Below are 26,323 nucleotides of genomic sequence, written 5' to 3'. Positions count from 1 at the left end.
GCTAAGCTTGGAAGTATGCTCAAATATGAAATTTATGGAATCATCCTAATTACACTATCGATAATCGCCTTGTCCGGGGAAGCAGCGGTTGGAAGAACTTTGTCCAAAATGTCTGCACTGGTTCTCGGTAAGTTTTACTTTGCTATTCCTCTGATTGGAATCTATGTTGGTCTTGCAGTTATGATAAGTAGAAAGTGGCCATCTCGCTGGGGAACAAGACGGAGTGGAGCTCTTCTTGCTGTGCTTTCACTTGTACTCATGAGCACTATTCTTTCCATGCAACAGAAGCTTGTACCCGCAGTTCCGATGTCGGCGGGTAATATTTTGTCGCAAATTCATCGGGATTTGCAGGGATCGCTCTTTGGACCTGGAATGGGAGACGCTGGATTTGATCTCCTTAATATGAATATCAGCGGTGGATACATAGGTGGATTAGAGTTTGCTTTGCTCTATTCCCTGTTCGGTATAGCTGGTGCTAAGTTAATCATGATCGTTATGTTGGCCATTAGTTTTATGCTGATCACAGGGCTATCATACGTAGAGTTATTTACCCTATTACGCACTAGAGTTGGTGTATTCGCTGAACAGGTTGGTAAGAAAATACGAATGCTTCGTCCTGTGCCCGTACCAGCTAAGAAGAATCAACGCGTAATGAAGCCCGTCCCAATAGTGACCGATGATGACATCGAAGAAGAGGATAATGAGCCTGTTCCAAGAGTGGCGAAAAAGCCATTGTTTTTCCAGTTGCTTGGATTTAAGGGACGTTCTAATCCTGTACAAACGGAACCCGCTGTTCCCGCTGTTCTGAACGAGACAGAACCGCAAGTAAGTGACATTATTGAGCAGGGTCCACCCAGTACTATTAATTGGAATGACCTACAATATGCTGGAACGGGTATGTCCGGGAATTTGCAGAACGATCCTCATGCTAATCTTAATAGTACGGGAGGAGATACGGGACCGATCATCCGTGACTTCTTTGATAATATTCAAAAAGAAAATGGGTTCAGCAAGGATGAATTTGAACTTGATGAACAAACAGATGGGCAACAGGTCTGGAATGTTCAAACCGAAGAGAGTGCTAGTCTGAGTCCGGATACAGAAGCCATCGATACTGTGCAAGAAGATGGGGAAACCTCATCTCCAGTGCCAACGGAAGATGTCGTAGAAGCAGTTGTACTTCCACCTAAACCGGCTCCAAAGCCGTACCAACTTCCTTCTTTTCGATTACTCTCTAAGCCTGCAGGTGCCTCAAAATCGGGAGATCAAGCTGACTACATGCAGACAGCACGTAAGTTGGAAGCTACACTAGAGAGCTTTGGTGTAAGAGCTCGTGTACTCGAAGTAGTGCGAGGCCCCGCGGTAACGCGTTATGAAATCCAACCTGATATCGGAGTTAAGGTTAGTCGGATCGTGAATTTAACTGACGATATTGCTCTGGCTTTGGCTGCTAAAGATATTCGTATGGAGGCGCCAATTCCAGGTAAATCAGCTATTGGTATTGAAGTACCCAATAGTGAGGTGTCACTTGTAACTATGCGTGAAGTTATGGAGACATCTACATTCTTGGAGGCGGAATCCAAGCTGTCTATTGCATTTGGACGCGACATATCAGGAGCGACAATCGTAGGCAACCTAACGAAAATGCCCCATCTACTAGTTGCTGGAGCTACTGGCTCAGGGAAATCGGTGTGTATTAATGGTATTATCACGAGCATTCTGTATAAAGCAAAACCTAACGAAGTGAAATTTCTGATGGTCGATCCGAAAATGGTCGAGTTGAATATGTACAATGGGATTCCCCATTTGCTAGCGCCTGTGGTCACAGATCCAAGACGAGCCTCGTTGGCATTAAAGAAAATCGTTGTTGAGATGGAGAAACGTTACGAGTTATTCTCTAAATCAGGAGCACGGAATGTTGAAGGGTATAACTTGATGATGAAGGATAACCCTGATGCTGTACTTCCGTATATTGTCGTTATTGTGGACGAGTTAGCAGACTTAATGATGGTCGCTGCTAAAGATGTGGAGGATGCAATTGCCCGTCTCGCTCAAATGGCCCGGGCTGCGGGTATTCATTTGATTATTGCGACGCAGCGTCCTTCAGTTGATGTTATTACCGGCGTGATCAAAGCAAACATTCCTTCACGGATTGCGTTTGGTGTATCATCTCAAGTTGATTCACGCACTATTCTTGATATGGCTGGCGCTGAGAAACTACTGGGTCGAGGTGATATGTTGTTCATGCCAATGGGCGCATCCAAGCCTGTTCGTGTTCAAGGAGCGTTTATGAGCGATCAGGAAGTGGAGGCCATCGTGGGTTATGTCCGTGGTCAAGGACAAGCCGAGTATGATGAAAGCCTTGTTCCTGAAGTGGAGGATGAGGTTCAGGGAGAAGAAGAAGTGATGGACGAGCTGTACGATCAGGCGGTTCAGATCATATTGGAGGCTAAGCAAGCCTCTGTCTCACTGTTACAGCGTCGGATGCGTGTGGGTTATACTCGTGCTGGCAGGCTGATCGATTCGATGGAGGCCAGAGGTATCGTAGGCCCTTACGAGGGCAGTAAGCCAAGAGAAGTTCTGATCTCCATTGAACAATACAAGATGGGTAGGATCTCTTCCTGAAGTATGGATATGGGTTATAATAGTTGTATGAGGTTGTCTAAAAGCCGTGGATATGGCTTTAGGACAACCTCTTTTTTTTGTCTTTGCGTAGTGCATAGGAAGAGGCAACGCTTGTCATACTAAAGTCAACCATTCATGTTAATCCACAAAAGAAAGGTAGAGCTAAACGTATGAAAAAAGCGAAAATTTGGTTTGCTGGCGGTTTAGTGCTGCTTCTATTCGGACTTGTATACGGGCTTGTGGGACTCCGGCAAACTACCGAAGTAACGTCGGCAATAGAAGAAAAAGCTGCTGAACCCTCACCACCAGCTATTCCGGTATTCAGTTCTCAAGTCATCACTTATGGAGCGTTTGGTGATGATGTATATGAACTTCAGGGCCGACTGTCTTATCTCGGTTTTTATTACGGTAAGTTAGACAGTATTTTCGGTTCGAAAACTCGTGATTCACTCAAATGGTTCCAATCCGAGTTTGGAATGAAGGTTGACGGCTTAGCTGGACCGAAGACTAAACTTAAGCTTTATAATGCTACAAAGGATTGGAAGTGGGGGCAAACTAACACGGGAACAACAGCTAAACAACCGGCCAAAACTCCAGCCAAGACAGAAACAAAGAAAGAGTCACAATTGGCTCAATCCAATCGACATGGACTTTCCGAAAATGATTTGAAGATCATGGCCAATGCTGTATACGGGGAAGCACGCGGGGAGCCATTTGAAGGTCAGGTTGCAGTTGCCGCTGTTATTCTCAACCGCGTTAAGTCACCAAGCTTTCCGAATACCGCTTCTGGCGTTATTTTTCAGCCGGGTGCATTTACGGCAGTAGCAGATGGGCAAATATATCTTGAGCCAAATGAAAGTGCAAGAAAGGCTGTTCAACAAGCTTTGAACGGTTGGGATCCGTCAGAGGGATGTTTGTACTATTTTAATCCCGAAACAGCTACATCCAAATGGATTTGGACTCGTCCACAGTTGAAGACCATCGGGAAACATATCTTTTGTATGTGACAGATTATGCCGCCCTGTCGCACTTGGGCTGACAATCTGTCTATAAATACCGTTTGACAGGAAGCAGCCGCTGGTTTCATCAGGTTGCTTCTTTACTTTGGGATGGTATAGAATGGAACTACAATTTTAACAATAGAGTGTAATATCAGTCTCTCGTAAAGGAGTTTTGAGTTTGAATAAAACACGATTTGAGCGTGGCAGTGCAGGTCATATTCGGATTCACGTCCTGCCAACTAACAGATTCAAAACCTTCGCTATCTCACTGTTTGCGGGAATCCCGCTACATGAGGATACGGTTACAACTACCGCCCTAACACCGTTTGTGCTTCGACGTGGAACAGAGTCCCATCCAGAGACGATTGAGTTTAAAGAGCAACTTGAGCATTTATATGGCGCAGGTTTTGGCTTCGACGTGTATAAGCGGGGAGATTATCAAATCGTTCAGTTTAGAATGGACACCATTAATGACTCGTTTGTTAAGAGCGAGGAATCCATGCTCGAAAAGACAATTTCCTTTTTAGGTGAAGTCGTAACTAAACCTGTAACTGAAAATGGTGCATTCCGCCACTCATATGTGGCAACAGAGAAGGAAACCGTGCGCCAAAAATTAGAATCGATCATAAATGATAAGATACGTTATGCAGCTGAGCGCTGTATTGAGGAAATGTTCAAGAATGATCCTTATAGGCTTCATCCGCTAGGGCAGCGTAAAGAGCTTGAAGGAATTTCATCGGAGCTACTGTATGTGGCATATCAACAATGGTTACAGCAGGCAAGTTTAGATCTATACGTTGTTGGTGATACAACGCTAGCTGAAGTGCAGGAACTGGTGGAAACAAAGTTCAATCTGAATCGTTCTACTACGCCAGACTATGCCCGGGTAGTTAATGATGTCACAGCTAGAGAAGTTCAAACGGTGGAAGAGGTCCTTGATGTCAACCAGGGTAAGCTCAACCTTGGCCTGCGCACACCGATTACTTATGGTGACGATCGATATGCCGCTGCCTTGTTGTATAACGGTATTCTTGGAAGTTACCCTCACTCTAAGCTGTTCATTAACGTTCGAGAGAAGGAAAGTCTCGCTTATTATGCTTCTTCGCGGTTTGACGGGCATAAAGGCATCATGACGATTCAATCTGGAATAGAGATGGAGAACTATACTAAAGCGCTAGATATTATCAAAGCGCAACTTGAGAGTATGCGCAGCGGCGAAATTAGTGAGCTTGAAATGTCCCAAACAAAAGCGATGATCCGCAATAGTTTGCTGGAGATTGGGGATTCTGCGTTCGAAATGATTGCTTACGATTTCAATCGTGTCCTATCTAACAAGGACCGTCCAGCGGAAGAATTGTTAAATCAAGTGGAGCGGGTTACTCCAGAAGATGTTGTTGCTGTGGCTGGAGAATTCCATTTGGATACCATTTACTTTTTGACTGGGAAGAGAGAGGTGTAGCTGGTGGAAGTCATCAAATATGATGCATTACAGGAATCTCTATATCATGAGACAATGGAGAATGGCCTTCAGGTTTATGTGCTTCCGAAACCAGGGTTTCAGAAGACATATGCCACTTTTTCTACGAAATACGGCTCGACTGACAATCATTTTCAGGTGGAGGGCGAGGAAGAAGTTTCCGTACCTGATGGCATTGCTCATTTTCTAGAACATAAGATGTTTGAGGAGCCGGAAGGTGATGTGTTTGCTAAGTTTGCCTCACAAGGTGCCTCTGCGAATGCTTTCACGAGCTTCGACCAAACCGTGTATCTGTTCTCCGCTACGGAGAATATTCCGGCAAATCTAGAGACCCTGATTGATTTTGTGCAGAATCCGTATTTTACGGATCAGAATGTGGAGAAAGAAAAGGGGATTATTGGTCAGGAAATCGGAATGTATCGAGATAATCCGGATTGGAGAGTTTATTTTGGGTTAATCGAAGCGATGTATGAGCTCCATCCTGTTCATATCGATATTGCCGGAACGGTGGAATCTATTGCGACCATTACCAAAGAAACTTTATATACATGTTATAACTCGTTCTATCATCCCAGCAATATGCTGCTCTTTGTAGTGGGGGGTGTAGATGCCGAGGAAGTATTTGAACTGGTTCGTAAAAATCAGTCGAGTAAGAAATATACGCCACAAGGTGCTATCAAGCGATTGTTCCAGCAAGAACCTACAAAGGTTCATGAGAAATTGCGTGAAATCAAACTTCCAGTCTCGTTACCTAAATGTCTATTCGGTTTCAAGGATAAGCAGATTGGGCTGACAGGTGAAGCATTGATCCGGCGCGATTTAACTACAAAACTGGCGCTGGATTTGTTGTTTGGTTCTAGCACTAAGCTGTATCAGAAGTTATATGACATGGATTTGATTTCCGACAGTTTCGGGCATGAATACAACAGTGATCCGAATTATGGATTCTCAGCTATTGGGGGAGATACCAAGGATCCTGATGCCCTATTGAAGATCATCACCGAAGAAGTGAAGGCTATGACTGCTTCTGGCTTCAAGGAGGAGGACTTCGAACGGACTCGGAAGAAGAAAATTGGCGGGTACTTAAGAATGCTCAACTCACCGGAGAATATCGCTCACGAATTCACGAAATACCGCTTTCGCGGGGGAGATCTGTTCTCCATACTTGCGATTTATGAATCTTTAACGCTGGAAGAAGTGAATGCTCGGCTACGAGATCATATTGATTGGGAGCAGTTAGCAGTTTCACTTGTGGTGAGTCCTTAAAATGACAATACATCATGGGGTTGAGAAGGAAATTGGTGAAATGACCGTTCTGATTACCGGAGCGAGTCGGGGAATAGGAGCTCAGGTGGCACTAAGATTTGCCGCGGTTGGCATGAACATTGTTATTCATTATTTGAACTCACATGAAGCCGCTAATGAAGTGGCACGTAAGTGCATGGATTTAGGGGCTAAAGTGTATACAGTAACCGCAGACCTAAGAAGTAAAGAGCAAATTATGCGGATGAAAGAGAGACTGGACACCCACGGTATGCGACCTGATATTGTGGTGAATAATGCAGGGATTTCACATTATGGACTGCTCTCTGATGTAGATGAAGAGCAGTGGGATGAAGTGATGGATGTTAATTTGAAGAGTGTTTTCCTATGTAGTCAAGCTTTTATGCCGTATATGATTCAACAACGGTTTGGCCGGATTATTAATGTGTCCTCAGTTTGGGGAATATCTGGTGGCTCGTGTGAAGCCGTTTATTCGGCTGCTAAAGGTGGCGTAAATGCATTTACGAAAGCGTTGGCTAAAGAATTGGCTCCTTCCGGGGTTACAGTTAATGCAGTGGCTCCTGGTGCAGTGAAGACAGATATGATGAGTCGGTTTACCGATGAGGAACTTAGACTCCTTGAAGAAGAAATTCCAGTGGGACGACTTGCTGCGCCCGAAGAGATATCTTCGCTAGTTTATTTTCTGGCTTTGCCGGAATCGGGTTATATCACGGGACAGATCATTAGTCCAAACGGAGGCTGGATGACCTGACTAAAGAGTCCAAGAAATAATTGGTCAGGAGCAGATGGCTCTTTCTAAGTATAAGGTTATCGGAAAAATCACATATTACAACTGTTGATTTTAAATCTCATGAGCCAAGCGAAGGAGGATTTAATGATGTCAACAGTACTCAAAAATTTCGATACCTGGAAAAATTTCTTAGGTGAACGTGTTAAGAGTGCGGAGAAAGCAGGTCTCAGCGAAGAGGTTATCGCTAATCTTGCCTATGAGATTGGTGGTTTCCTTGATGAGAAAGTCGATCCGCAAAATTCTTCAAACCGTGCCCTGAAGGAAATTTGGGATGTAGGCGATGAAGAAGAGCGTAAAACCATTGCTCGTTTAATGGTGAAGTTGGCGAAGAAAAACGCATAGCTTGGCGCCGAAAAGCTCCCCTATTTAGGGGGGCTTTTCTCCCATTTTTTTCTGTGGCTTGCCTTTCAATTTCTTTTTATATATCATAAAATACGAATTGCTTTTTTAATACTGCATTTTGGGAGTAAAGATGTAGGCTATTTTAAAAATTAAGCAGGAAATAAGTCCTAAATTGTCGAAAGAGGCAGTAGGATCTAAAGAAGGTGTTCATGTTGAAACAGAAACAGTGGTACTTGGAATATAAGATACATAAAAACCGTCCAGGTTTGCTCGGTGATATTGCTTCGATGCTTGGTATGCTTGAAATTAATATCTTAACAATTAACGGTGTTGAAGGTGAGACTCGTGGTATGCTGATTGAAAGCGATGATGATGAGAAGATCGCTCTGATCGGCAATATGTTGGGAAAGGTGGATAGCATTACCGTAACCGCTTTGCGTAGTCCACGATTGGTCGATCTTTTAGCTGTACGGCATGGACGTTATATAGTTCGCGATTCTGATGATGATAAGACATTTCGGTTCACGAGAGACGAACTTGGGTTATTAGTCGACTTTTTGGGTGAAGTATTAAAGAGAGAGGGTCATCAAGTAATTGGATTACGAGGTATGCCCCGAGTTGGCAAAACGGAATCCATTATTGCAGGAAGCGTCTGCGCCATGAAACGTTGGACGTTCGTATCATCGACTCTGCTTCGGCAGACAGTCCGTAGTCAATTATCTGAGGATGAGCTCAGCCCTAATAATGTTTTTATTATAGACGGTATTATTAGTACACTACGCACCAATGAAAAACACCATCAATTGCTTCAAGAGATGATGGCTATGCCCTCAACTAAAGTAATCGAGCATCCTGATGTATTTATCAAGGAAACAGAATACGGATATGACGATTTTGACATAATTATCGAATTACGTAACAATCCCGATGAACAAATCGTATATGATTCGTTCACAACAATGTATGGTGATGAAGATTTATAGGTTTTTTAGAGTTTCTTTGACCAAAATATAGGGTAGTACCCATATAAATTATTTACTGGAGGTGATGGTTGTGTCGGATTTGGGCCAGCAATTGAAAGAAGCACGCCTTGCCAAAGGCTTGTCGCTCGACGATGTTCAGGAAGTAACAAAAATTCGCAAGAGATATTTGGAAGCCATCGAGGCAGGAGATTACAAAGTATTACCAGGGAGCTTTTATGTACGGGCCTTTATCAAAACTTATGCTGAAGCTGTAGGGATTGATCCTGATGAATTGCTTGCCGAACATAGCCAGCACGTTCCGGCTACAGCGTCGGAGCAGCAAACGATGGAACCTGTGATTCAGAAACGGCGTAGTAGGGTGGCATCGGAACGCAATTCTAAGTGGTTATCGACTACATTGATGTGGTCTTTTGCTGTCTTGATCCTTGTTGTGATTTATTTGTACTTTTCGTATGGCAGTAATTCAAAAGATGCGGGGAAAGACCAGCAAACGGACCCTACGAAGCTTACTCAAGATCAACAAGACCCAACGAAAGTTGATAACACGAACACCCCTTCCAATGGAAACGGGCAGAATGGAACGGGCAATGCTGGTAATGGTGATGGTACAGATACTCCGGGGAATTCGGGAAATGGAACTGAGGGAACCGAAGGCGAAGGTGATACTCCTCCAGAATCGCCAGTAGACATAGTTGTTGTTCCCGATGGAACGGAAGGAAGTACAACTAAGTTCAAAGTTCAGAATTCGAATGGTCAACCAGTACAAGTAGTCATTACTGCGACAGGTCGGAGTTGGATGGACATCCGTAAAGGAGACAAGAATGGTGAGAAGCTGTTCTTTGATACTACGGCCGATGGGGATGTTAAGACCTATGAGCTGGGACCTGAAGGGTTGTATATTAAGTCAGGTGCTTCTCCTTATACTACGATCACAGTTGCTGGAGTGGTAGTTGAAGACGGTAAGAATACGTCGAAAATACAATTGAATCTGGATATGGGTGAAGATACAAGCGCTGATGATACAAGCGCGAATGATACCGTAGAATAAGGACACATCCTTTAGGAAAGGATAAATTTGCAGGTAAAGGTACCAGCAAGTGAATCCTTCTTAAAGGTGAGGTGTTTAATCCATGACAATTAGTTGGATTGTTACCGTTGTGGGAATTGTTGTTTCCCTTATTGGGTATTATTTGACCCCTGGTGCTTGGGGCTACGGTATTCTTGGATTCGGTTTAGCTCATGTTGTACTTGGTATCCTGGATATGTTCCGTAGCCCAGAACGGCAGAGGAGAAAATAACTAAAACAATATTAAGCAGGCGTTACAGTAAGTTATTCACTGAACGCCTGTTTTTATTTATTTGGGTCTGAACTCTTGTCGTCTATCGTCCATTGGAGTTAGCTTATTAATGAATTAGAGATCAAGCTAAGTGGACAGGGCTTGACCATCCGTCATATAATTAATGTATATAGGAATAAGGAAGGGATTGTGAAGTATGGCATCAGAAAGCTCATATGATATCGTTTCAAAAATGGATATGCAGGAATTAGCTAATGCTATTGATCAGACGGAACGAGAAATCGCTAATCGATTTGACTTCAAAGGCAGTAAAAGTGAACTTAAGATCGAAAAAGATGTATTGGTTATCACCTCAGATGATGAATACAAATTGAATGCAGTTATCGACATTTTGCAGTCTAAAATGATCAAACGGGGATTGCCGATTAAAAATTTGGACTATGGCAAAATCGAACCGGCATCTCTAGGTTCTGTGCGCCAGCGTATCAACTTGAAGACAGGTATCGATCAGGAGAATGCGAAGAAAATTAACATTCTAATTCGCGATTCAAAGCTGAAAGTCAAAAGTCAGATTCAAGGTGATTCCATCCGGGTAACCGGTAAAAGTAAAGACGACCTGCAAGAAATTATGCAGTTACTTCGTAAAGCTGATTTGTCAGTTGATTTGCAGTTCAACAACTTTAAATAGTTTAGTATTAGGTTTGGTCTCCCGCGGCGTAGAACACTTTGCGAGGGACCTTTCTTTCTTTTTGACAGGGCCTGTTTCTAAATATTATACTTGTAGGGGAAAATAGAGGAAACGTTGTTCTAATTACTGGGGGATGGGACTCATGACAGAAAGAGTGAAGAGCACAAGACTAGGGAGTCAACTGATCCTGGCTCAAAAGATTGATGGAGATGTTCACATGAAAAAGTGTCTCACAGAGAGTAATGAAGTATCGCAGGTACAAGGTATTCGTACTCAAGAATTATCAGGGGAGGGTGTTCTGTGAATCTGAATCTGCCTAATCGTATTACGCTTGCGCGTATTTTTATGATTCCACTAATGTTAGTAGCCCTGCTTCTGGATTATGGGTGGTGGACTCGTGAAATCATTTTAGGAGATTATCACCTCCCACTCAACCAATTGATTGGTGCACTACTGTTCATTATTGCTGCTAGTACGGACGGTATAGATGGTTATATTGCTCGTAAGCGAAATATGGTTACTAATCTAGGTAAGCTGCTCGATCCACTGGCTGACAAACTTTTGGTTGCGGCAGTGTTGGTTGCGCTCGTATCTATGGGGAAACTCGATTCTTGGATGGTCATCATTATTATCAGCCGTGAATTTGCAGTGACGGGTTTGCGTGAGGTGGCACTATTAGAGGGTTCTGTTATTGCTGCCAGTAAGTGGGGGAAAGCGAAGACAATTACCCAGATTGTCGCGATTTCGGCATTACTACTGAACAACTTCCCGTTTGAATGGTTACATATTCCGTTTGATGATATCGCTATATGGTTTGCAGTGTTGATTACGATCTATTCCGGTATCGACTATTTCGTCAAAAACAAAGGGCTGTTCTCATTTTCTAAGGCTTAAGATACTTTAAAAGCAGCTTTGCCTTATAGCCCGTATAAGGAGACATGGCAGATTATGAAAGCGGAAATTATTGCAGTCGGTACAGAGCTATTACTGGGTCAGATCGTAAATTCTAATGCACAATATTTATCACAAGAACTGGCTTCTCTCGGAATTGATGTCTATTTCCAGACCGTGGTTGGCGACAATATGAATCGGCTCTGTGAGGCGACGCGTCTTGCTTCTTCTCGGGCTGATCTCATGATATTCACCGGTGGGATTGGACCAACTCAAGATGACATTACGAAGCAGGCCTTAGCTACTGTACTCGGAAGGTCTCTCCATATCGATCGTATGGCTATGGACAATTTAGATCGTTTTTTTAAGGATCGCGCACTTCCGATGACTGAGAACAATCGTCGTCAGGCGTTAGCTATCGATGGTGGTACACCTCTACCGAATGAGACTGGACTGGCCGTGGGAAATGCCCTATCTGAAGATGGGAAGTATTATATTGTGCTCCCGGGTCCTCCGAGTGAGATGAAACCTATGTTTCAGAATCAGGCCAAACCTTGGATTCTTGGACACGTTCTGACAAATGAGGCTCCGATATATTCTAAAATGCTCAAATTTGCTGGTATTGGCGAATCTTTGCTCGAGACCAAGTTGATGGATCTAATTGAGAACCAAAGCGATCCTACGATAGCACCCTACGCTAAAGAAAGTGAAGTCACGATCCGTATTTCGACAAAAGCGGAAAGTGATAGCGAGGCGCAGGAAAAGCTGAATACAATGGAACAGGAAATCACAGCTCGGCTGTCAGACCATCTCTACGCAAGCGAGGACGTTCCGATTGAGAAGGTCATCATCGATATGATGACAGAGCAGGGACTTACGCTTGGTATCGCTGAGAGCTGCACAGGCGGTATGTTGATGGAGACGATAACCTCAATTCCGGGTAGTGCTACAGTGTTTATAGGCGGGATTGTATGTTATTCCAATGCGATGAAAGAGAAGCTGCTTAACGTACCACGCGATTTGTTGGAAGGTGATGACGCGCCTGGTGCTGTCAGCGCCGAGACGGCCCGTGTGCTTGCCGAGCAAGTTCGTATGGTTGTAGATACCGACTTTGGCTTGTCCATTACTGGTGTGGCCGGTCCTGGCTATTCTGAGCGGAAGCCAGTTGGTCTCGTCTACATCGCCATATCCCGTAGAGGCGGCGACACACTTGTCATGGAGCTCAACCTGAAGGGGAACCGCGATACCATCCGTATCCGCTCCGCCAAAACGGTTCTCTATCATTTGTGGAAGCAGCTTAAGGAGAACGAAGTTCGGAATTAATCCTCTCTTGCGTGTCACATAGGCTAGATGTATAATCAAGTCACGGAAGAACCGTAGCTAACTGACCAAGTTATGCTGCGGTTCTATTTTTGTTGTCTGTATAAGTAAAACTGTGGATTGTGAGTAGGCTACGATAGCGAAATGTTCTTACGATCGCTGTTGTCCCCGAATTTCTTGATTGAATTGTAATAGAGGTAGAAATTCGGGGACAAAGGCGAACGAAGCTTATGCTTCCGATGTAGCTTTCCCAAGGAAATCTTTTAGCTTCTTCAGAATCATTTCGCTATCTCCGCAGTCACTTTTTCTTTAGCTTTACTTATACATTCTTAAAAAACAGAAGCGAAGATTAATTTGTAGCTATATGACTTCTGTTGCCGACACATCTGATTTCTCATTAAGCACTGAGTATGGTTATGAGTCTATATTTCCACGAAAGGGAGGTGCTGTACTATTAAATACAGTAGGTAAACAAGGCTGTTCAGTTCTGCATGACTAATACATGTAGGAAGATGTATCCCTAAAGGGGCAGTCGCCTCGAAATAAGTAGTGGCATATTAGCGTTAGAGTACGTCTCTACAACGCAGGAGAACATCTGTAAGAGCTTACCCGAAGGAGAAAAGCGAGCCACGCACCAACGTCAAGCGCATCCCCGGAGGGGAGAGCGATCAGGAGCGCCTCTACAACTCTAAAGTTTCTTAAAAGCCGGAGTCCAGAGGGTGCAACCCTTGGGGCCCTCCCTTAGGACAAGGGAGGGTTTGGGAGGGATGTGACAATACCCGAATGTATGTTCGAAAAAATGCTTGGCAAACGTATCGAAACAAGATACAATTAGTTTAGAGATTAATCATGATAAGGATGTGAGTTGAATGTCAGATCGTCGTGCAGCGCTGGATATGGCGCTTCGTCAAATAGAAAAACAATTCGGTAAAGGTTCGATTATGAAGCTCGGAGAATCCACTCATATGCAAGTGGAAGTTGTACCCAGTGGAGCGTTGGCATTAGATATCGCTTTAGGTATAGGGGGCTTTCCCCGTGGTCGAATTATTGAAGTATACGGGCCAGAATCATCCGGTAAGACGACGGTGGCATTGCACGCCATCGCTGAAGTTCAGAAAGCAGGGGGACAAGCAGCCTTTATTGATGCAGAGCATGCACTTGATCCTGCCTATGCAAGCAAGCTAGGCGTGAATATTGATGAATTGCTGTTATCCCAACCGGATACAGGTGAACAGGCCTTGGAAATCGCTGAAGCGCTGGTACGAAGTGGAGCGGTAGACATTATTGTTGTTGACTCCGTGGCAGCACTGGTTCCTAAAGCTGAAATCGAAGGCGATATGGGAGATTCCCACGTTGGTTTACAAGCAAGATTGATGTCTCAAGCACTTCGTAAATTGTCTGGTGCTATTAGTAAGTCGAAGACAATCGCTATCTTTATTAACCAGTTGCGTGAGAAAATTGGCGTTATGTTTGGTAACCCAGAGACAACTCCAGGGGGACGGGCATTGAAGTTCTATTCAACAATTCGTCTTGATGTACGTAGAGTTGAAGCGATTAAGATGGGCAATGACATGGTGGGTAACCGGACACGGATTAAGGTCGTGAAGAACAAGGTGGCTCCTCCATTCAAGCAGGCTGAAGTTGACATTATGTATGGTGAAGGTATTTCCAGAGAAGGAAGTATAGTTGATATTGGTGTCGAACTCGATATCGTAGATAAGAGTGGTGCTTGGTATTCTTATGCAGGAGAACGGCTTGGTCAAGGGCGTGAGAATGCTAAGCAATATTTGAAAGATCATCCAGAAATAGCAAGTGCAATTGAACAGAAGGTTCGTGAGGGTAGCAATTTAACGACAGTGATTCCTCCGACTTCTGATAGTGAATTGGAGCAGTCATTGAAGGAAGAGGAAGAACTTCTCGAAGACGAATAATTTAGAAGTAGTTGATCGCTCTGATACCCGGTGTATTTGCCGGGGCAGAGCGTTTTTGTTATCCAGAATATTATGGTCTTAATTGGAATTAACTTCATTAAAATGCAAGGGAGCGGACTGAGTGGATTATCGACATGGCGGTTGGGGGAAAAGGCAGCAACAGGATAGACCTAAGGCTGGAGAAAGTCGTGCTAGTGAGGTCGTGGATATCTCCGATGAGAGGTCTTGGGACCAGCCGATTGAGAAACCGAGTCAAGAAGAAAATGGAATATCGGCTATGCCGGATAATGTAGATCTGACGATCACTTCTGTTATGCTTCTAAAACGTCCTAAATTTCGCTACCGAATCTTCTTTGGTCAGTATGCACTAGATGTACATGAAGATGTAATGATTAAATATCGAATGATTCAAGGGGCTGTATTTACTAAAAGCGATCTCGAGGAAGTCGTGTCGGCTGACGAACGGCAGAGAGGGTATGCAGATGCACTACTCTATTTGAGTCGGAAACCTCGTACATCTCATGAAATTGGAGTTCGTCTAGGAGAAAAGGGCTGGAGCAAAGATACGATAGAGAAAGTTCTTGAGCGGCTTATTAGAGAGAGATTTGTAGATGACGCTGCATACGCTCAGGAGTGGGCCGGACAGCGTGTTAAGAATCGAGGCAAGGGAAAGATGTGGATCCGGCATGAACTGCGTCAGAAGGGGGTCTCTAAGCCTCTCATTGAGGAAGCACTGAATGAGGTGAGCGAGGAAGATGAATTCGACAGCGCATTACAAATTGGCGTTAAGAAGTGGAAGGCAACAAAGGGAGAGCCACTAGAAAAAAGACGAAAAACCGGCACGTTTCTCATGCGTCGTGGATACTCTGGAGGGCTGGTTTCTAGGGTGATAAGCGAGTTAAGTCGCCGAGATGGAGTGAATGGGGAAGAGGACTGGGAAGAGGAATACAACTAAAAGATGACTTATCTTGTCATTTGCTTGACAACTTCTTTCGTCAAATAATAAAATGAATATGAATCTATATGTAATGGAGTCTTTTTTCCTTCCAAAATTATGGCTCTATAGAGATTCTGTTCGCCAATCATGAAGGTCTGCACTTCCGTATCTTTCAACGGAACGACCATGCTGCTGCATGGACAGCCTACCTGAATCGGCCTATAATCGATTCTTAGTATGATGATGAATGAGAAAGTTAATTACAATTGAAACAATCCCAAGGAATAGCTTGGAGGAATCAGCGGGGAGGTGAACAGATGCATACAGTAATCTGGATCGTTCTCGTTGCAGCCGCTTTATTCTTGGGGTTCGTGGTCGGGTATTTTATTCGAAAATCTCTTGCGGAAGCTAAAATTTCCAGTGCGGAGCATGCTGCAAGTCAAATCTTGGAGGGTGCAAAGAAAGAAGCAGAAGCACTGAAAAAAGAAACGGTTCTGGAAGCCAAAGATGAGATTCATAGGCTCAGAACTGAAGCTGATAAAGACATTCGTGAACGTCGAAATGAAACTCAACGGCAGGAAAGACGATTGTTGCAAAAAGAAGAGTCGCTGGATAAAAAATTAGATTCACTTGAGCGAAAAGAAGAGCAAGTGGCAGGCAAAGAGAAACGAATTGAAGAAACTCAGCAACAAATTGACCTGATTTACAAGAGCCAGGTTCAAGAATTGGAACGTATCTCGAATTTAAGTATGGAAGATGCCCGTACCATTATCTTGAACAATGTTGAGCAGGAAGTTCGCCACGAGTCGGCACAGTTGATCAAAGACATTGAACAGCAGGCAAAAGAAGAAGCGGATAAGAAAGCCCGTGAAATCATTACGCTCGCAATTCAACGTTGTGCAGCTGATCATGTTGCGGAAACTACGGTATCGGTAGTAACCTTACCGAACGAAGAGATGAAGGGACGGATTATCGGACGCGAAGGCCGTAACATCCGAGCTCTAGAAACTCTAACTGGAATAGATCTTATTATCGATGATACACCGGAAGCGGTTATTTTGTCGGGATTTGATCCAATTCGTCGGGAAATCGCACGTACAGCACTGGAGAAATTGGTGGCTGACGGACGTATCCATCCGGCACGGATTGAAGAGATGGTTGAGAAGTCTCGTCGGGAAGTGGACGAACGTATTCGTGAATATGGTGAGCAAGCTACATTTGAAGTTGGAGTACATGCGCTGCATCCGGATCTAATTAAGATCTTAGGGCGACTCAAATTCCGGACAAGCTATGGCCAAAACGTGCTGAAGCATTCGATGGAAGTCGCGTATCTGACTGGATTGATGGCTGCTGAGCTAGGTCAAGACATTGTACTTGCTAAACGTGCTGGTCTATTGCATGACATCGGTAAAGCGCTTGATCATGATGTGGAAGGATCTCATGTCGAAATCGGCGTAGAACTAGCTAAGAAGTATAAAGAGCATCCGGTGGTTATCAACAGTATTGCTTCCCATCACGGGGACTGTGAAGCCACATCCGTTATAGCCATGTTGGTCGGCGCAGCTGATGCTTTATCAGCAGCAAGACCAGGTGCGAGACGTGAAACGTTGGAAACATATATCCGACGGTTGGAGAAACTCGAAGAAATATCCGAATCGTTCGAAGGCGTTGAGAAGTCGTTTGCCATTCAAGCGGGGCGCGAGGTTCGGGTAATGGTACAACCTGACAAGATCGATGATGCGGAAGCATTCCGTCTTGCTAGAGACATCACGAAGACAATTGAAAGTGAACTGGATTATCCAGGTCATATCAAGGTTACCGTCATTCGCGAAACACGAGCGGTTGAATACGCAAAGTAAAGGTTATGATGAGAGTGGCCCCTTTGAGGGCCGCTTTTTCATTTTGCTAATAGTAGCTGCGAAGGTAATAAAAGCTACCATAGGTGTGCTACTTAAGAGGAGGTAATTATCATTAAAGTACTATTTATTGGAGATATTGTTGGTAATACTGGACGTAAGGCCTTGAAAGAAACTCTTCCCTATTTGAAATCAAAATATAGCCCACATATCATTATTGCTAATGGAGAGAATGCTGCAGGCGGCCGAGGCATCACCGGAGCTATTGCTAGAGAGTTTTTTGAAATGGGGATTCACGGTTTAACGATGGGTAACCATACTTGGGATAATAGAGATATATTTGATTTCATCGATGATGAGCCACGGATGGTTCGCCCGGCAAACTTCCCACCAGGGACTCCAGGACTGGGTCATACGATTATTAAGGTCAACAATAAAGAACTAGCGGTGGTTAATCTGATGGGCCGTACTTTTCTACCGGCGATTGATGACCCATTTCGTGCAGCTGACGAGATAATTGATAACTTGTCCAAAAAGCATAAACATATCTTGGTGGACTTCCATGCTGAAGCAACTTCGGAGAAAATATCCATGGGTTGGTATCTCGATGGCCGTGCTTCCCTAGTGGTTGGTACACATACACATGTACAGAGTAATGATGATGTCATTTTGCCGCAGGGAACTGCTTATTTGACGGATGCTGGAATGGTTGGTTCACGTGAAGGTGTGCTCGGAATGGAACGGGACGCTGTCTTGCGTAAGTTTGTAACCCAGTTGCCAGTACGCTTCCAAGTGTGTGAAGGTAAATGGCAATTCCATGCCGTATTAGTTGATTTGGATGATGTAACTGGACGTGCTAAGAAGATTCAAAAAATCCGTATTCTTGAAGATGAGTGGTTAATGGATTAGTCCTGCGGTACCTCTGGGAAAAATAAGGAATGTATCTGACACTCCCGAATATGCTCTAAGTAGTGGGATTCAACCATTATTCCCAGGGAGGTACTTACTATGGATGTATTAAAAGTTTCAGCAAAATCCAATCCCAACTCCGTTGCGGGTGCGTTAGCTGGGGTGTTAAGAGAACGTGGCAATGCCGAACTTCAGGCTATCGGGGCTGGCGCTCTTAACCAAGCCATCAAAGCAGTAGCGATCGCTCGAGGATTTGTAGCGCCAAGTGGAGTCGATTTGATTTGCATTCCGGCATTTACTGATATTGTGATTGATGGTGAGGATCGTACGGCAATGAAATTAATCGTCGAACCTAGATAAAGAACTCAATAATGACAATGATACCTGTTTACGATTGTAGACAGGTTTTTTTGTGTTCAGGGGCATAATAATCCTATTTTTCTAGGAGGGATAGAAATGGGGTATAAGGTAGTAGATTTTCACTGTGATGCTCTATGTAAAATGCAACTTAATCCTAAGCTTGATTTCGGTCAAGATCGTAAATTGGACGTATCGCTGAAGACAATGACTCAGGGAGGAGTCATGTTGCAGTGTTTCGCTATTTTTGTATCACAGTCTCTTGGTAAGCCGAAAATAGGACATATATTGGATCAAATCGATATTTTTCATCAAAAAGTTGTGACAAAAGGAATCAACCCCATTCGTACCGCGGAGGATCTAGTGTCGCTCGAGCAAACGGGAGGTAGGGGAGGGATTCTCTCTGTTGAGGGGGCGGATGGCCTCGAAGGTAATATGTTTTATGTACGTTTGTGTTATGAGCGTGGCGTTCGATTTCTCGGCTTAACATGGAATTTCTCTAATTGGGCTGCAGATGGTATCATGGAAGTAAGGAATGGTGGCTTCACACCACAGGGTGTGGAACTAGTTAAGGTTTGTAATGAGTTGGGGATTACGTTGGATGTTTCTCATCTATCACAAAAGGGATTCTGGGAACTGGTCGAACTCTCTACGGAGTCCGGGCGGCCTTTTATTGCGTCGCATTCCAATGCCTATCAAGTTTGTGCTCATGCGCGTAACTTACGAAACGAGCAAATAAAAGCGATAATTTCGTTAGACGGCCGGATTGGTCTGACGTTTGTCCCTTGGTTTGTACAAGAAGGAAAACATCCCTCAAGCAAAGATTTATTGCTTCATATTGAACATATCTGTTCACTTGGTGGTGAACATACGTTGATGTTCGGTTCGGATTTTGATGGTATCGAAACTTATCTTAGCGATTTGAAGCATTCAGGAGATTATGCCAGATGGGTAGAAACACTACTCGTACACTATCCAGAAAAGCTTGTAAGGCAATGGTTGTACGGAAATGCAGTCTCATTTTTAAAAATTTGGCTCCCTTAAGCAAAAGAAAGCGCTTTAATCAATGTCATTACGAGAACGGTATGATCGAAAACTACTATATGAAAAAGGGCTAGAAAACGCTTGCTTTTTATTGTTTTCCGACATAAAATTGACATGACTCAGAAACAAAATGTTCACAATTACAGGGAGACAAAATGATTTTTTTATGAGTCTATATTCTAGCGGCATTATATTTCTATTACTTTTATCGCGATACGAGTAAAGGGGTGGGCGATCTTGATTAGTCAATTGTCTTGGAAGATCGGTGGTCAGCAAGGGGAAGGCGTTGAAAGTACAGATCGGATTTTTTCGACGGCTTTGAACAGATTGGGATATTATTTATATGGTTATCGACATTTTTCTTCCCGTATCAAAGGCGGTCATACAAACAACAAAATCCGGATTAGTACCAAGCCGATTCGTGCAATTTCCGACGACTTGGACATCCTAGTCGCTTTTGACCAAGAAAGTATCGATTTAAATGCACGTGAACTTCGAAGCGGTGGTGTCATCGTCGCAGATGCGAAGTTTAGTCCAACTGTACCTGAAGGTGTAAAGGCTACTCTATTCTCTGTACCCATTACAAGCATTGCAGAAGAACTCGGTACTTCACTCATGAAGAATATGGTCGCTTCCGGTGCATCATGGGCCTTACTTGGTCTACCGATTGAGGTATTTAATAAAGCGGTGCAAGAAGAATTTGGTCGTAAAGGATTAGCGATTGTAGAGAAGAATATCGAAGCGGTGAAACGTGGCGCAGAATTTGTGCTTGAGCTTGCCGGTGGACCGATCGAAGGCTTCAAGCTTGAGCCAGCTGATGGTAAACCGAAGATGTTCATGATCGGTAACGACGCCATTGGACTCGGTTCAGTTGCTGCGGGATGCCGGATTATGAGTGCATACCCGATTACACCTGCTACAGAAATTATGGAATATTTAATTAAAAGACTTCCGAAGTTTGGTGGAACCGTAATCCAAACGGAAGATGAGATTGCTGCAATTACGATGGCTATTGGATCAAGTTATGCCGGTGTGCGGACTATGACAGCATCAGCTGGCCCTGGTTTGTCTCTGATGATGGAGGCAATTGGTCTGGCAGGTATGACAGAGACCCCGGTCGTTATTGTCGACACACAGCGCGGTGGTCCTAGTACAGGACTTCCTACTAAGCAAGAGCAAAGCGATATCAATGCGTTGATCAACGGTACACACGGCGAAATACCAAAGATTGTGCTTGCTCCAAGCTCCATTGAAGAATGCTTCTATGATACGATCCAGGCATTTAACCTTGCTGAGAAGTATCAGGTTCCTGTCATTCTGGTAACGGATCTTCAACTTTCCTTAGGTAAACAATCTTGCGAAATACTGGATTATAACAAAATAAATATTGACCGCGGTTATATTGTTAAGGATATTCCTGAACGTGAAGATAAGAGCATGTTCAACCGTTATGCCGTTACTGAGAATGGCATATCGCCTCGTGTTCTTCCAGGTGAGAAGAATGGGATACACCATGTTACTGGTGTCGAGCATGATGAGTCTGGTCGTCCTTCAGAAAGTCCAACTAATCGCAAGAAAATGATGGATAAACGCCTTCGCAAATTGAATAAGTTACAATTGAATGATCCGATTCATCTGCAGGCGCCACATCTTGATCCAGAAATTTTAATTATCGGTATGGGATCTACGGGCGGCACAATTGATGAAGCTCGTCGACGCTTGGAAGAAGACGGGGTCGAGACTAACCACATGACGGTTCGGCTGTTGCATCCTTTTCCAATCAACGAAGTGTTGCCGCAAATCGAAAAAGCCAAAAAAGTACTTGTCTTGGAGAACAATGCAACGGGTCAGTTAGCTAACTTGATCAAAATGAACGTTGGTCATCACGACAAAATCGTGAATGTGCTTAAATATGATGGTAATCCGTTCCTTCCTTCGGAAATTTATAGCGAGTGCATGAAAGCCGCGCATAATAAATCACAGGAGGAGTTGGTTAAGTAATGGCAACCTTTAAAGAGTTTCGTAACAATGTCAAACCTAACTGGTGTCCTGGATGTGGAGATTTCTCTATCCAAGCTGCGATCCAACGGGCTGCTGCTAACGTAGGATTAGAGCCTGATGGGCTAGCTGTTATTTCAGGAATTGGTTGTTCGGGCCGGATCTCAGGTTATATTAATGCATATGGCCTTCATGGAATTCACGGGCGTTCACTGCCTATCGCACAAGGAGTTAAGCTTGCAAACCGTGATCTGACGGTTATCGCTTCTGGTGGGGATGGGGACGGTTTTGCGATTGGGATGGGTCATACTATCCATGCGATTCGCCGTAACGTCAATATTACGTATATAGTTATGGATAATCAGATATATGGCTTGACTAAGGGCCAAACTTCTCCGCGTAGTGGAGAGGGCTTCAAGACGAAGAGTACACCGGAAGGATCGATTGAATCCACATTGGCCCCACTGGAAATAGCTCTCTCTGCTGGAGCGACCTTTGTAGCCCAATCCTTCTCAAGTGATCTGAAACAATTGACTTCTTTGATTGAGCAGGGGATACAACATGAGGGATTCTCGTTCATCAACGTGTTCAGCCCTTGCGTCACCTTCAACAAAGTCAACACGTACGACTGGTTCAAGGAGAACATCATCAATCTGGACACGATTCCAGATTACGATCCAACGAATCGTCTGGGAGCTATGACGAAGCTGATGGAGACGGGGAGCATGATCACTGGACTTATCTATCAGAACAAAGAGCGTAAGTGCTACGAGGATCTCATCCATGGCTTCCGTCAGGAGCCTCTGGCTAGTCAACCATTAGCATTATCGGAGAGTGAGTTTGACAATCTTGTTGCAGAATTCAGATAATTTAGCAAAAGGTGTCCGTTTATTGCGGATGCCTTTTTCATTTTGGGTGTATTAGGTGTATAATGAGATTGATGTGAATCGTCATCGACATAGAGAATATACGAGGAGTGTTTGCAAAAATGAGTAAAACAGTACCAGTCGGCGTTTCTGCACGTCATATCCATTTGACACAGGAACATATTGAAGCTTTGTTTGGACAAGGCTATCAGCTTACAGAATTTAAACCATTATCCCAACCTGGACAATTTGCTGCTAATGAAACAGTAGCTGTCGTTGGATCAAAAGGTCAATTCGACAAAGTTCGTATTTTGGGACCCGCTCGTCCATCTTCACAACTTGAAATTTCCCGTACGGATTCTTTTGCAATCGGCGTAAAAGCTCCAGTTCGTGAATCAGGTAATATTGATGGAACTCCAGGTGTCCTTCTAAAAGGACCAGCAGGTGAAGTTCAATTGGAGCAAGGCGTTATCATTGCCGCACGTCACATTCACTTCCATACGTCTGATGCAGCAAAATGGGGCATTCAAGATAAACAAATGCTCAAAGTTCGCCTTGGCGGCGAACGCGGAATAGTATTAGAGAATGTTGTTGCCCGCGTTTCTGATTCTTTCGCTTTGGATATGCATATTGATACGGATGAAGCGAATGCTGCTGGTGCTAACAATGGCGATACAGCTGAAATCGTAGAATAATAAGTTTAATAACGAAAGAGACGAGGATTTATATCCTCGTCTCTTTTTGTTTATATGCAACTGCGTTAAGCGTGCTCACCGCTCAATGGAGACCGCGTGAGCGATACAAGGAATACTCTCACCTTGTTGGAATGATATGGGGGAGAGCAAGGCGCCTGTTGCGACGACTAGGATTCGCTTCAGATCGCCCTTACGAATCCGGTTTAATAGATGTCCGTAAGTGACGACTGCAGAACAGCCGCAGCCACTTGCGCCGGACTGAACTTTTTGTTTGTTATAATCGTAGATCATCATTCCACAATCTTTATAGGTGGTTTCCTCCATCGGAATGTTATGTCTTTTGAGTAAATCCTCGGCGATTTCATACCCGACTTTAGATAAGTCTCCTGTCACAATCAGATCATAATGGGAAGGCTTGATTTGTAGATCGCGAAAGTGAGCCTCAATCGTATCAACTGCAGCAGGTGCCATAGCTGCACCCATATTAAAGGGGTCGGTAATTCCCATGTCGATAACCCGGCCTATAGTAGCTGAAGTTACGGAGGGTCCATCTCCTTCAAGCGACACTACAGCCGCTCCTGAGCCAGTCACCGTAAATTGTGCTGTAGGTGGCTTCTGTGAACCATATTCCGTAGGATAGCGGAATTGCTTCTCTACGCTTGCATTATGACTGCCAGTTCCAGCTAACGCATACTTGGCCCCACCGTGATTGACGATGAAAGATGCCAGTGCCAAACTTTCCATGGACGTCGAGCAGGCACCAAACATGCCGATATAAGGGATGCTAAGCGTCCGGGCAGCAAAGCTACTACTGATGATCTGATTCATCAGATCCCCTCCAAAGTAAAACTGGATCTGTTCTTTAGTTAACCTTGCCTTTTCTATCGCTAACTGGGTGGATTCTTCGAGGAGTACTCTCTCCGCTTTCTCCCAACTATCCTGTCCTAAATACAAATCCCCATGGATGATATCGAAATCATTGGCCAGGGGGCCTTGACCCTCAAATGGCCCTACTACTGTTGCAGTACTTATAATTTTAGGCTTTTTCTCAAATATCCAGCTTTGATGTCCTTTGAGCATCTTAGTGGCCACCTCCCGCAAAGCCTGGGACGAATAGAGCATAAATCAGGCCAATGATAAATGCGGCCACTGTTCCAAAGACGATAACCGAGCCTGCTAGTTGGAACATACCGGCGCCAACGCCTAGAACTAAACCTTCGGCACGGTGCTCTATGGCAGAAGACGCCATCGAGTTGGCGAATCCCGTGACAGGCACGGCAGACCCAGCTCCGGCCCATTGTGCGATTTTATCGTATACACCTAGACAGGTCAGTATAACCGACAAGATGATAAGAACAGCAACAGTGGGGTCGGATGCTGTCTTCTCAGTAAAGCCACCGTAAGTTATGAAAGCCTTGCGAATGCATTCTCCAAGCAGACAAATGAATCCGCCGGATAGGAAAGCACGGAGACAATTGACTGCTACAGGTCGTTTTGGCTCACGTGAACTGGCCAATCGTTGGTATTGTTGTTGTGTTGGAGTGAGTTTCTTGCTCTTCTTGTTTGACATGCTCAGGCCTCCTATTGTGACAATATGGGCTTAACTTCATCGATTACTTGCTGCAGCTTTGTAGAGCAAGTCCCATACATCGCTTTGACGGTGGGATCTTGTGTTGAGAGGGCGAACATTTCGAGATCAGCCTCACACTTTTTGATTTGCGCTAGCAAGGATGCTTTTACTTGGGGTTCGGGGACTTGAACAAGATCATCGTACAGATCGACAAATAATTGACCGTATCCGTCCACTTGAGCAAGATAGACATTGTCTAATGAAACGCCTATTTTTTCTAATTCGGTATTGAGCCATTGTCTGTTTAATTTCAATGTTGAAAGTGGCTCGTCCATAATTTCCCCATCCAGAATAACGGCCTGCGGTTCAGGTTCTGGGGATACTTTAATGCCAAGGTGAGAAGGTGTTAGGGGTTGATATTCATTTTTGAGTAATGCATTAATTTCTCCATCCGGCTCCATGACAGCAAATTCTACCTCAGCGGCTTTAAAAATACTCTTTTTCCGAAGCTGCTCAAGTAAATCTTCATTCGTCAGACGTTCCTTTTTCAGATTATCTTCGAGGATTTTGCCATCTTTAATCAGTACGGTCCCCTTACTGTCAATCAAGTTTCTAGCTTTCTTACTTTTCATTTGTAGAATTTCAATGCCAAGCGAGACAAGCACCCATACACCCATAGAGATCAATCCAAGATACCAATCTGTATCGATGTCAATGGAAACGTAAGCTGTAATACTGCCGAGGGTTATCCCTGTGATATATTCAAAGAAGGACAACTGGGATATTTGTCTTTTCCCTAGAAGGCGGGTTAGACCGAATAAGACAACAACAGAAATCAATGTTCGAATAATAACTTCTAGCCATTGCGGCATGTCCATACTCCTTTCGATTAGAACTTTTAACATACGAGTAATTCAATTGTGCGCATATCTCATGTTTTTTACTAAAATAAAAAATGGAAATAGTGAAGTTGAATCTTTTGTGAAATAGAAGGACAAATTATAGTGCGCAAGAAAAGATCCCTAAAAACAAAAAGGTGGTGATATTTTTGACAGTAGCATCCCAAGTTAAAACGACGTTGGCATCCCTGAAAAGTGCTCAAGCGAGTCTTGAGACTTTCGCACTCGGTACAGAAAATAAAGAGGCAAAAACTATGTTTACGAATTGTGCTGAGCAAACACAACAAATCGTAACGCAGGTGGAGAGCCGGGTACAACAATTAGAAAATGAGGAGCCTCAATACAAAGGTTTCTAAATATCAATAGTTGAGTATCTCGACGTTTGTCCCTATATAGAACATCAAAAGAGCTGCCCTCAAAGTAGAATGAACTGTGACCCGTAAGATGGAAACTTTGAAAAAAGTGACCCTCTTACGGGTCATTTGTGTTTTAATCGAACTATTGAAACAAAACCGTGGAAGAACTCATCAATAAAACGAGAGGTGATTTAAAGATGTTCAAC

Annotated in this window: 26 protein-coding genes; 23 read left to right on the top strand and 3 right to left on the bottom strand. The window is 44.0% G+C overall.

Annotated features, from left to right (window positions below):
• Positions 1–15: 15 nt before the first annotated feature.
• The 22 genes from EJP82_RS09040 to pduL all read left to right on the top strand — a co-directional run bounded on the left by EJP82_RS09040 (position 16) and on the right by pduL (position 23,292).
• Positions 16–2,625, top strand: coding sequence for an FtsK/SpoIIIE family DNA translocase (locus EJP82_RS09040; protein WP_170220169.1), 2,610 nt, complete (start codon positions 16–18; stop codon positions 2,623–2,625).
• Between the two features lie 170 nt (positions 2,626–2,795).
• Positions 2,796–3,632: a spore cortex-lytic enzyme gene (gene sleB, locus EJP82_RS09035; protein ID WP_127191726.1), complete on the top strand. Its 837-nt coding sequence runs from the start codon at positions 2,796–2,798 to the stop codon at positions 3,630–3,632.
• A gap of 172 nt (positions 3,633–3,804) precedes the next feature.
• Positions 3,805–5,085: an EF-P 5-aminopentanol modification-associated protein YfmF gene (gene yfmF / locus EJP82_RS09030; RefSeq protein ID WP_127191725.1), complete on the top strand. Its 1,281-nt coding sequence runs from the start codon at positions 3,805–3,807 to the stop codon at positions 5,083–5,085.
• 3 nt (positions 5,086–5,088) lie between these two features.
• Complete coding sequence (yfmH, locus tag EJP82_RS09025) at positions 5,089–6,369, top strand: EF-P 5-aminopentanol modification-associated protein YfmH (RefSeq protein WP_127191724.1); 1,281 nt, start codon at positions 5,089–5,091, stop codon at positions 6,367–6,369.
• A gap of 1 nt (position 6,370) precedes the next feature.
• The gene (gene ymfI / locus EJP82_RS09020; protein ID WP_127191723.1) at positions 6,371–7,138 is read left to right on the top strand and encodes an elongation factor P 5-aminopentanone reductase; all 768 of its coding nucleotides are present in this window, start codon (positions 6,371–6,373) and stop codon (positions 7,136–7,138) included.
• Between the two features lie 126 nt (positions 7,139–7,264).
• Positions 7,265–7,519, top strand: coding sequence for a DUF3243 domain-containing protein (locus tag EJP82_RS09015; RefSeq protein ID WP_127191936.1), 255 nt, complete (start codon positions 7,265–7,267; stop codon positions 7,517–7,519).
• 212 nt (positions 7,520–7,731) lie between these two features.
• Positions 7,732–8,502: a DUF3388 domain-containing protein gene (locus tag EJP82_RS09010; protein ID WP_127191935.1), complete on the top strand. Its 771-nt coding sequence runs from the start codon at positions 7,732–7,734 to the stop codon at positions 8,500–8,502.
• A 70-nt stretch (positions 8,503–8,572) separates the two neighbouring features.
• Positions 8,573–9,550: a helix-turn-helix domain-containing protein gene (locus tag EJP82_RS09005; protein WP_127191722.1), complete on the top strand. Its 978-nt coding sequence runs from the start codon at positions 8,573–8,575 to the stop codon at positions 9,548–9,550.
• A gap of 82 nt (positions 9,551–9,632) precedes the next feature.
• Positions 9,633–9,800, top strand: a complete 168-nt coding sequence (locus EJP82_RS27945; protein ID WP_170220163.1) for a hypothetical protein — start codon at positions 9,633–9,635, stop codon at positions 9,798–9,800.
• A 196-nt stretch (positions 9,801–9,996) separates the two neighbouring features.
• The gene (locus tag EJP82_RS09000) at positions 9,997–10,488 is read left to right on the top strand and encodes a YajQ family cyclic di-GMP-binding protein (protein ID WP_127191721.1); all 492 of its coding nucleotides are present in this window, start codon (positions 9,997–9,999) and stop codon (positions 10,486–10,488) included.
• A 142-nt stretch (positions 10,489–10,630) separates the two neighbouring features.
• The gene (locus EJP82_RS27940) at positions 10,631–10,792 is read left to right on the top strand and encodes a hypothetical protein (RefSeq protein ID WP_170220162.1); all 162 of its coding nucleotides are present in this window, start codon (positions 10,631–10,633) and stop codon (positions 10,790–10,792) included.
• A 2-nt stretch (positions 10,793–10,794) separates the two neighbouring features.
• Positions 10,795–11,382 (top strand): CDP-diacylglycerol--glycerol-3-phosphate 3-phosphatidyltransferase, encoded by a 588-nt coding sequence (pgsA, locus tag EJP82_RS08995; protein ID WP_127191934.1) that lies wholly within the window; start codon positions 10,795–10,797, stop codon positions 11,380–11,382.
• 54 nt (positions 11,383–11,436) lie between these two features.
• Positions 11,437–12,702, top strand: a complete 1,266-nt coding sequence (locus tag EJP82_RS08990; protein ID WP_127191720.1) for a competence/damage-inducible protein A — start codon at positions 11,437–11,439, stop codon at positions 12,700–12,702.
• An 866-nt stretch (positions 12,703–13,568) separates the two neighbouring features.
• Positions 13,569–14,630 carry a recombinase RecA gene (gene recA, locus EJP82_RS08985; protein ID WP_127191719.1) on the top strand — a complete coding sequence of 354 codons (1,062 nt, stop codon included), beginning with the start codon at positions 13,569–13,571 and terminating at the stop codon, positions 14,628–14,630.
• 121 nt (positions 14,631–14,751) lie between these two features.
• Positions 14,752–15,585 (top strand): regulatory protein RecX, encoded by an 834-nt coding sequence (locus EJP82_RS08980; RefSeq protein WP_246054023.1) that lies wholly within the window; start codon positions 14,752–14,754, stop codon positions 15,583–15,585.
• Positions 15,586–15,884: 299 nt separating this feature from the next.
• Positions 15,885–17,426: a ribonuclease Y gene (gene rny / locus EJP82_RS08975; protein ID WP_127191718.1), complete on the top strand. Its 1,542-nt coding sequence runs from the start codon at positions 15,885–15,887 to the stop codon at positions 17,424–17,426.
• A gap of 111 nt (positions 17,427–17,537) precedes the next feature.
• On the top strand, positions 17,538–18,332 hold the full coding sequence (locus EJP82_RS08970; RefSeq protein WP_127191717.1) for a TIGR00282 family metallophosphoesterase: 795 nt from the start codon (positions 17,538–17,540) through the stop codon (positions 18,330–18,332).
• A gap of 99 nt (positions 18,333–18,431) precedes the next feature.
• Positions 18,432–18,692 carry a stage V sporulation protein S gene (locus EJP82_RS08965; protein ID WP_127191716.1) on the top strand — a complete coding sequence of 87 codons (261 nt, stop codon included), beginning with the start codon at positions 18,432–18,434 and terminating at the stop codon, positions 18,690–18,692.
• 96 nt (positions 18,693–18,788) lie between these two features.
• Complete coding sequence (locus EJP82_RS08960; RefSeq protein ID WP_127191715.1) at positions 18,789–19,733, top strand: dipeptidase; 945 nt, start codon at positions 18,789–18,791, stop codon at positions 19,731–19,733.
• Between the two features lie 237 nt (positions 19,734–19,970).
• Positions 19,971–21,734 carry a 2-oxoacid:acceptor oxidoreductase subunit alpha gene (locus EJP82_RS08955; RefSeq protein ID WP_127191714.1) on the top strand — a complete coding sequence of 588 codons (1,764 nt, stop codon included), beginning with the start codon at positions 19,971–19,973 and terminating at the stop codon, positions 21,732–21,734.
• Entirely contained in the window at positions 21,734–22,600 is an 867-nt protein-coding gene (locus tag EJP82_RS08950) for a 2-oxoacid:ferredoxin oxidoreductase subunit beta (RefSeq protein WP_127191713.1), read from the top strand. Before EJP82_RS08955 ends, EJP82_RS08950 begins: the two co-directional genes overlap by 1 nt.
• Before the next feature lie 119 nt (positions 22,601–22,719).
• Positions 22,720–23,292, top strand: a complete 573-nt coding sequence (gene pduL, locus EJP82_RS08945; protein ID WP_127191712.1) for a phosphate propanoyltransferase — start codon at positions 22,720–22,722, stop codon at positions 23,290–23,292.
• A 75-nt stretch (positions 23,293–23,367) separates the two neighbouring features.
• Here pduL and spoVAD read toward each other — a convergent pair whose 3' ends face one another.
• Genes spoVAD through EJP82_RS08930 form a run of 3 tightly spaced genes read right to left on the bottom strand, consistent with a single transcriptional unit; the run spans position 23,368 to position 25,734 of the window.
• Positions 23,368–24,372 carry a stage V sporulation protein AD gene (gene spoVAD, locus EJP82_RS08940; RefSeq protein ID WP_127191711.1) on the bottom strand — a complete coding sequence of 335 codons (1,005 nt, stop codon included), beginning with the start codon at positions 24,370–24,372 and terminating at the stop codon, positions 23,368–23,370.
• 1 nt (position 24,373) lies between these two features.
• A complete protein-coding gene (gene spoVAC / locus EJP82_RS08935) occupies positions 24,374–24,862 on the bottom strand; it encodes a stage V sporulation protein AC (protein ID WP_127191710.1) in 489 nt (162 codons plus the stop codon).
• 11 nt (positions 24,863–24,873) lie between these two features.
• Positions 24,874–25,734, bottom strand: coding sequence for a DUF421 domain-containing protein (locus EJP82_RS08930; protein WP_127191709.1), 861 nt, complete (start codon positions 25,732–25,734; stop codon positions 24,874–24,876).
• A 176-nt stretch (positions 25,735–25,910) separates the two neighbouring features.
• On the opposite strand from EJP82_RS08930, the gene EJP82_RS08925 reads away from it, so the two are divergent.
• Complete coding sequence (locus EJP82_RS08925; RefSeq protein WP_127191708.1) at positions 25,911–26,117, top strand: DUF1657 domain-containing protein; 207 nt, start codon at positions 25,911–25,913, stop codon at positions 26,115–26,117.
• Positions 26,118–26,323 lie beyond the last annotated feature (206 nt).

The sequence above is a fragment of the Paenibacillus anaericanus genome (assembly GCF_003994475.1).
Lineage (GTDB): Bacteria > Bacillota > Bacilli > Paenibacillales > Paenibacillaceae > Fontibacillus > Fontibacillus anaericanus.
Note: the sequence above shows the minus strand (reverse complement) of the source record. Positions and strands in the feature narration are given on the sequence as shown.

Bases quoted from the DNA above. Each gene is read 5' to 3' on its own strand.
- rny (WP_127191718.1), top strand. From the start codon at position 15,885: ATGCATACAGTAATCTGGATCGTTCTCGTTGCAGCCGCTTTATTCTTG.
- spoVAC (WP_127191710.1), bottom strand. From the start codon at position 24,862: ATGTCAAACAAGAAGAGCAAGAAACTCACTCCAACACAACAACAATAC.
- EJP82_RS08950 (WP_127191713.1), top strand. From the start codon at position 21,734: ATGGCAACCTTTAAAGAGTTTCGTAACAATGTCAAACCTAACTGGTGT.
- pduL (WP_127191712.1), top strand. From the start codon at position 22,720: ATGAGTAAAACAGTACCAGTCGGCGTTTCTGCACGTCATATCCATTTG.
- EJP82_RS27940 (WP_170220162.1), top strand. From the start codon at position 10,631: ATGACAGAAAGAGTGAAGAGCACAAGACTAGGGAGTCAACTGATCCTG.
- recA (WP_127191719.1), top strand. From the start codon at position 13,569: ATGTCAGATCGTCGTGCAGCGCTGGATATGGCGCTTCGTCAAATAGAA.
- EJP82_RS27945 (WP_170220163.1), top strand. From the start codon at position 9,633: ATGACAATTAGTTGGATTGTTACCGTTGTGGGAATTGTTGTTTCCCTT.
- EJP82_RS08930 (WP_127191709.1), bottom strand. From the start codon at position 25,734: ATGCCGCAATGGCTAGAAGTTATTATTCGAACATTGATTTCTGTTGTT.
- EJP82_RS08965 (WP_127191716.1), top strand. From the start codon at position 18,432: ATGGATGTATTAAAAGTTTCAGCAAAATCCAATCCCAACTCCGTTGCG.
- EJP82_RS09000 (WP_127191721.1), top strand. From the start codon at position 9,997: ATGGCATCAGAAAGCTCATATGATATCGTTTCAAAAATGGATATGCAG.
- EJP82_RS08960 (WP_127191715.1), top strand. From the start codon at position 18,789: ATGGGGTATAAGGTAGTAGATTTTCACTGTGATGCTCTATGTAAAATG.
- ymfI (WP_127191723.1), top strand. From the start codon at position 6,371: ATGACAATACATCATGGGGTTGAGAAGGAAATTGGTGAAATGACCGTT.
- EJP82_RS09040 (WP_170220169.1), top strand. From the start codon at position 16: ATGCTCAAATATGAAATTTATGGAATCATCCTAATTACACTATCGATA.
- spoVAD (WP_127191711.1), bottom strand. From the start codon at position 24,372: ATGCTCAAAGGACATCAAAGCTGGATATTTGAGAAAAAGCCTAAAATT.
- EJP82_RS08990 (WP_127191720.1), top strand. From the start codon at position 11,437: ATGAAAGCGGAAATTATTGCAGTCGGTACAGAGCTATTACTGGGTCAG.
- sleB (WP_127191726.1), top strand. From the start codon at position 2,796: ATGAAAAAAGCGAAAATTTGGTTTGCTGGCGGTTTAGTGCTGCTTCTA.
- EJP82_RS09015 (WP_127191936.1), top strand. From the start codon at position 7,265: ATGTCAACAGTACTCAAAAATTTCGATACCTGGAAAAATTTCTTAGGT.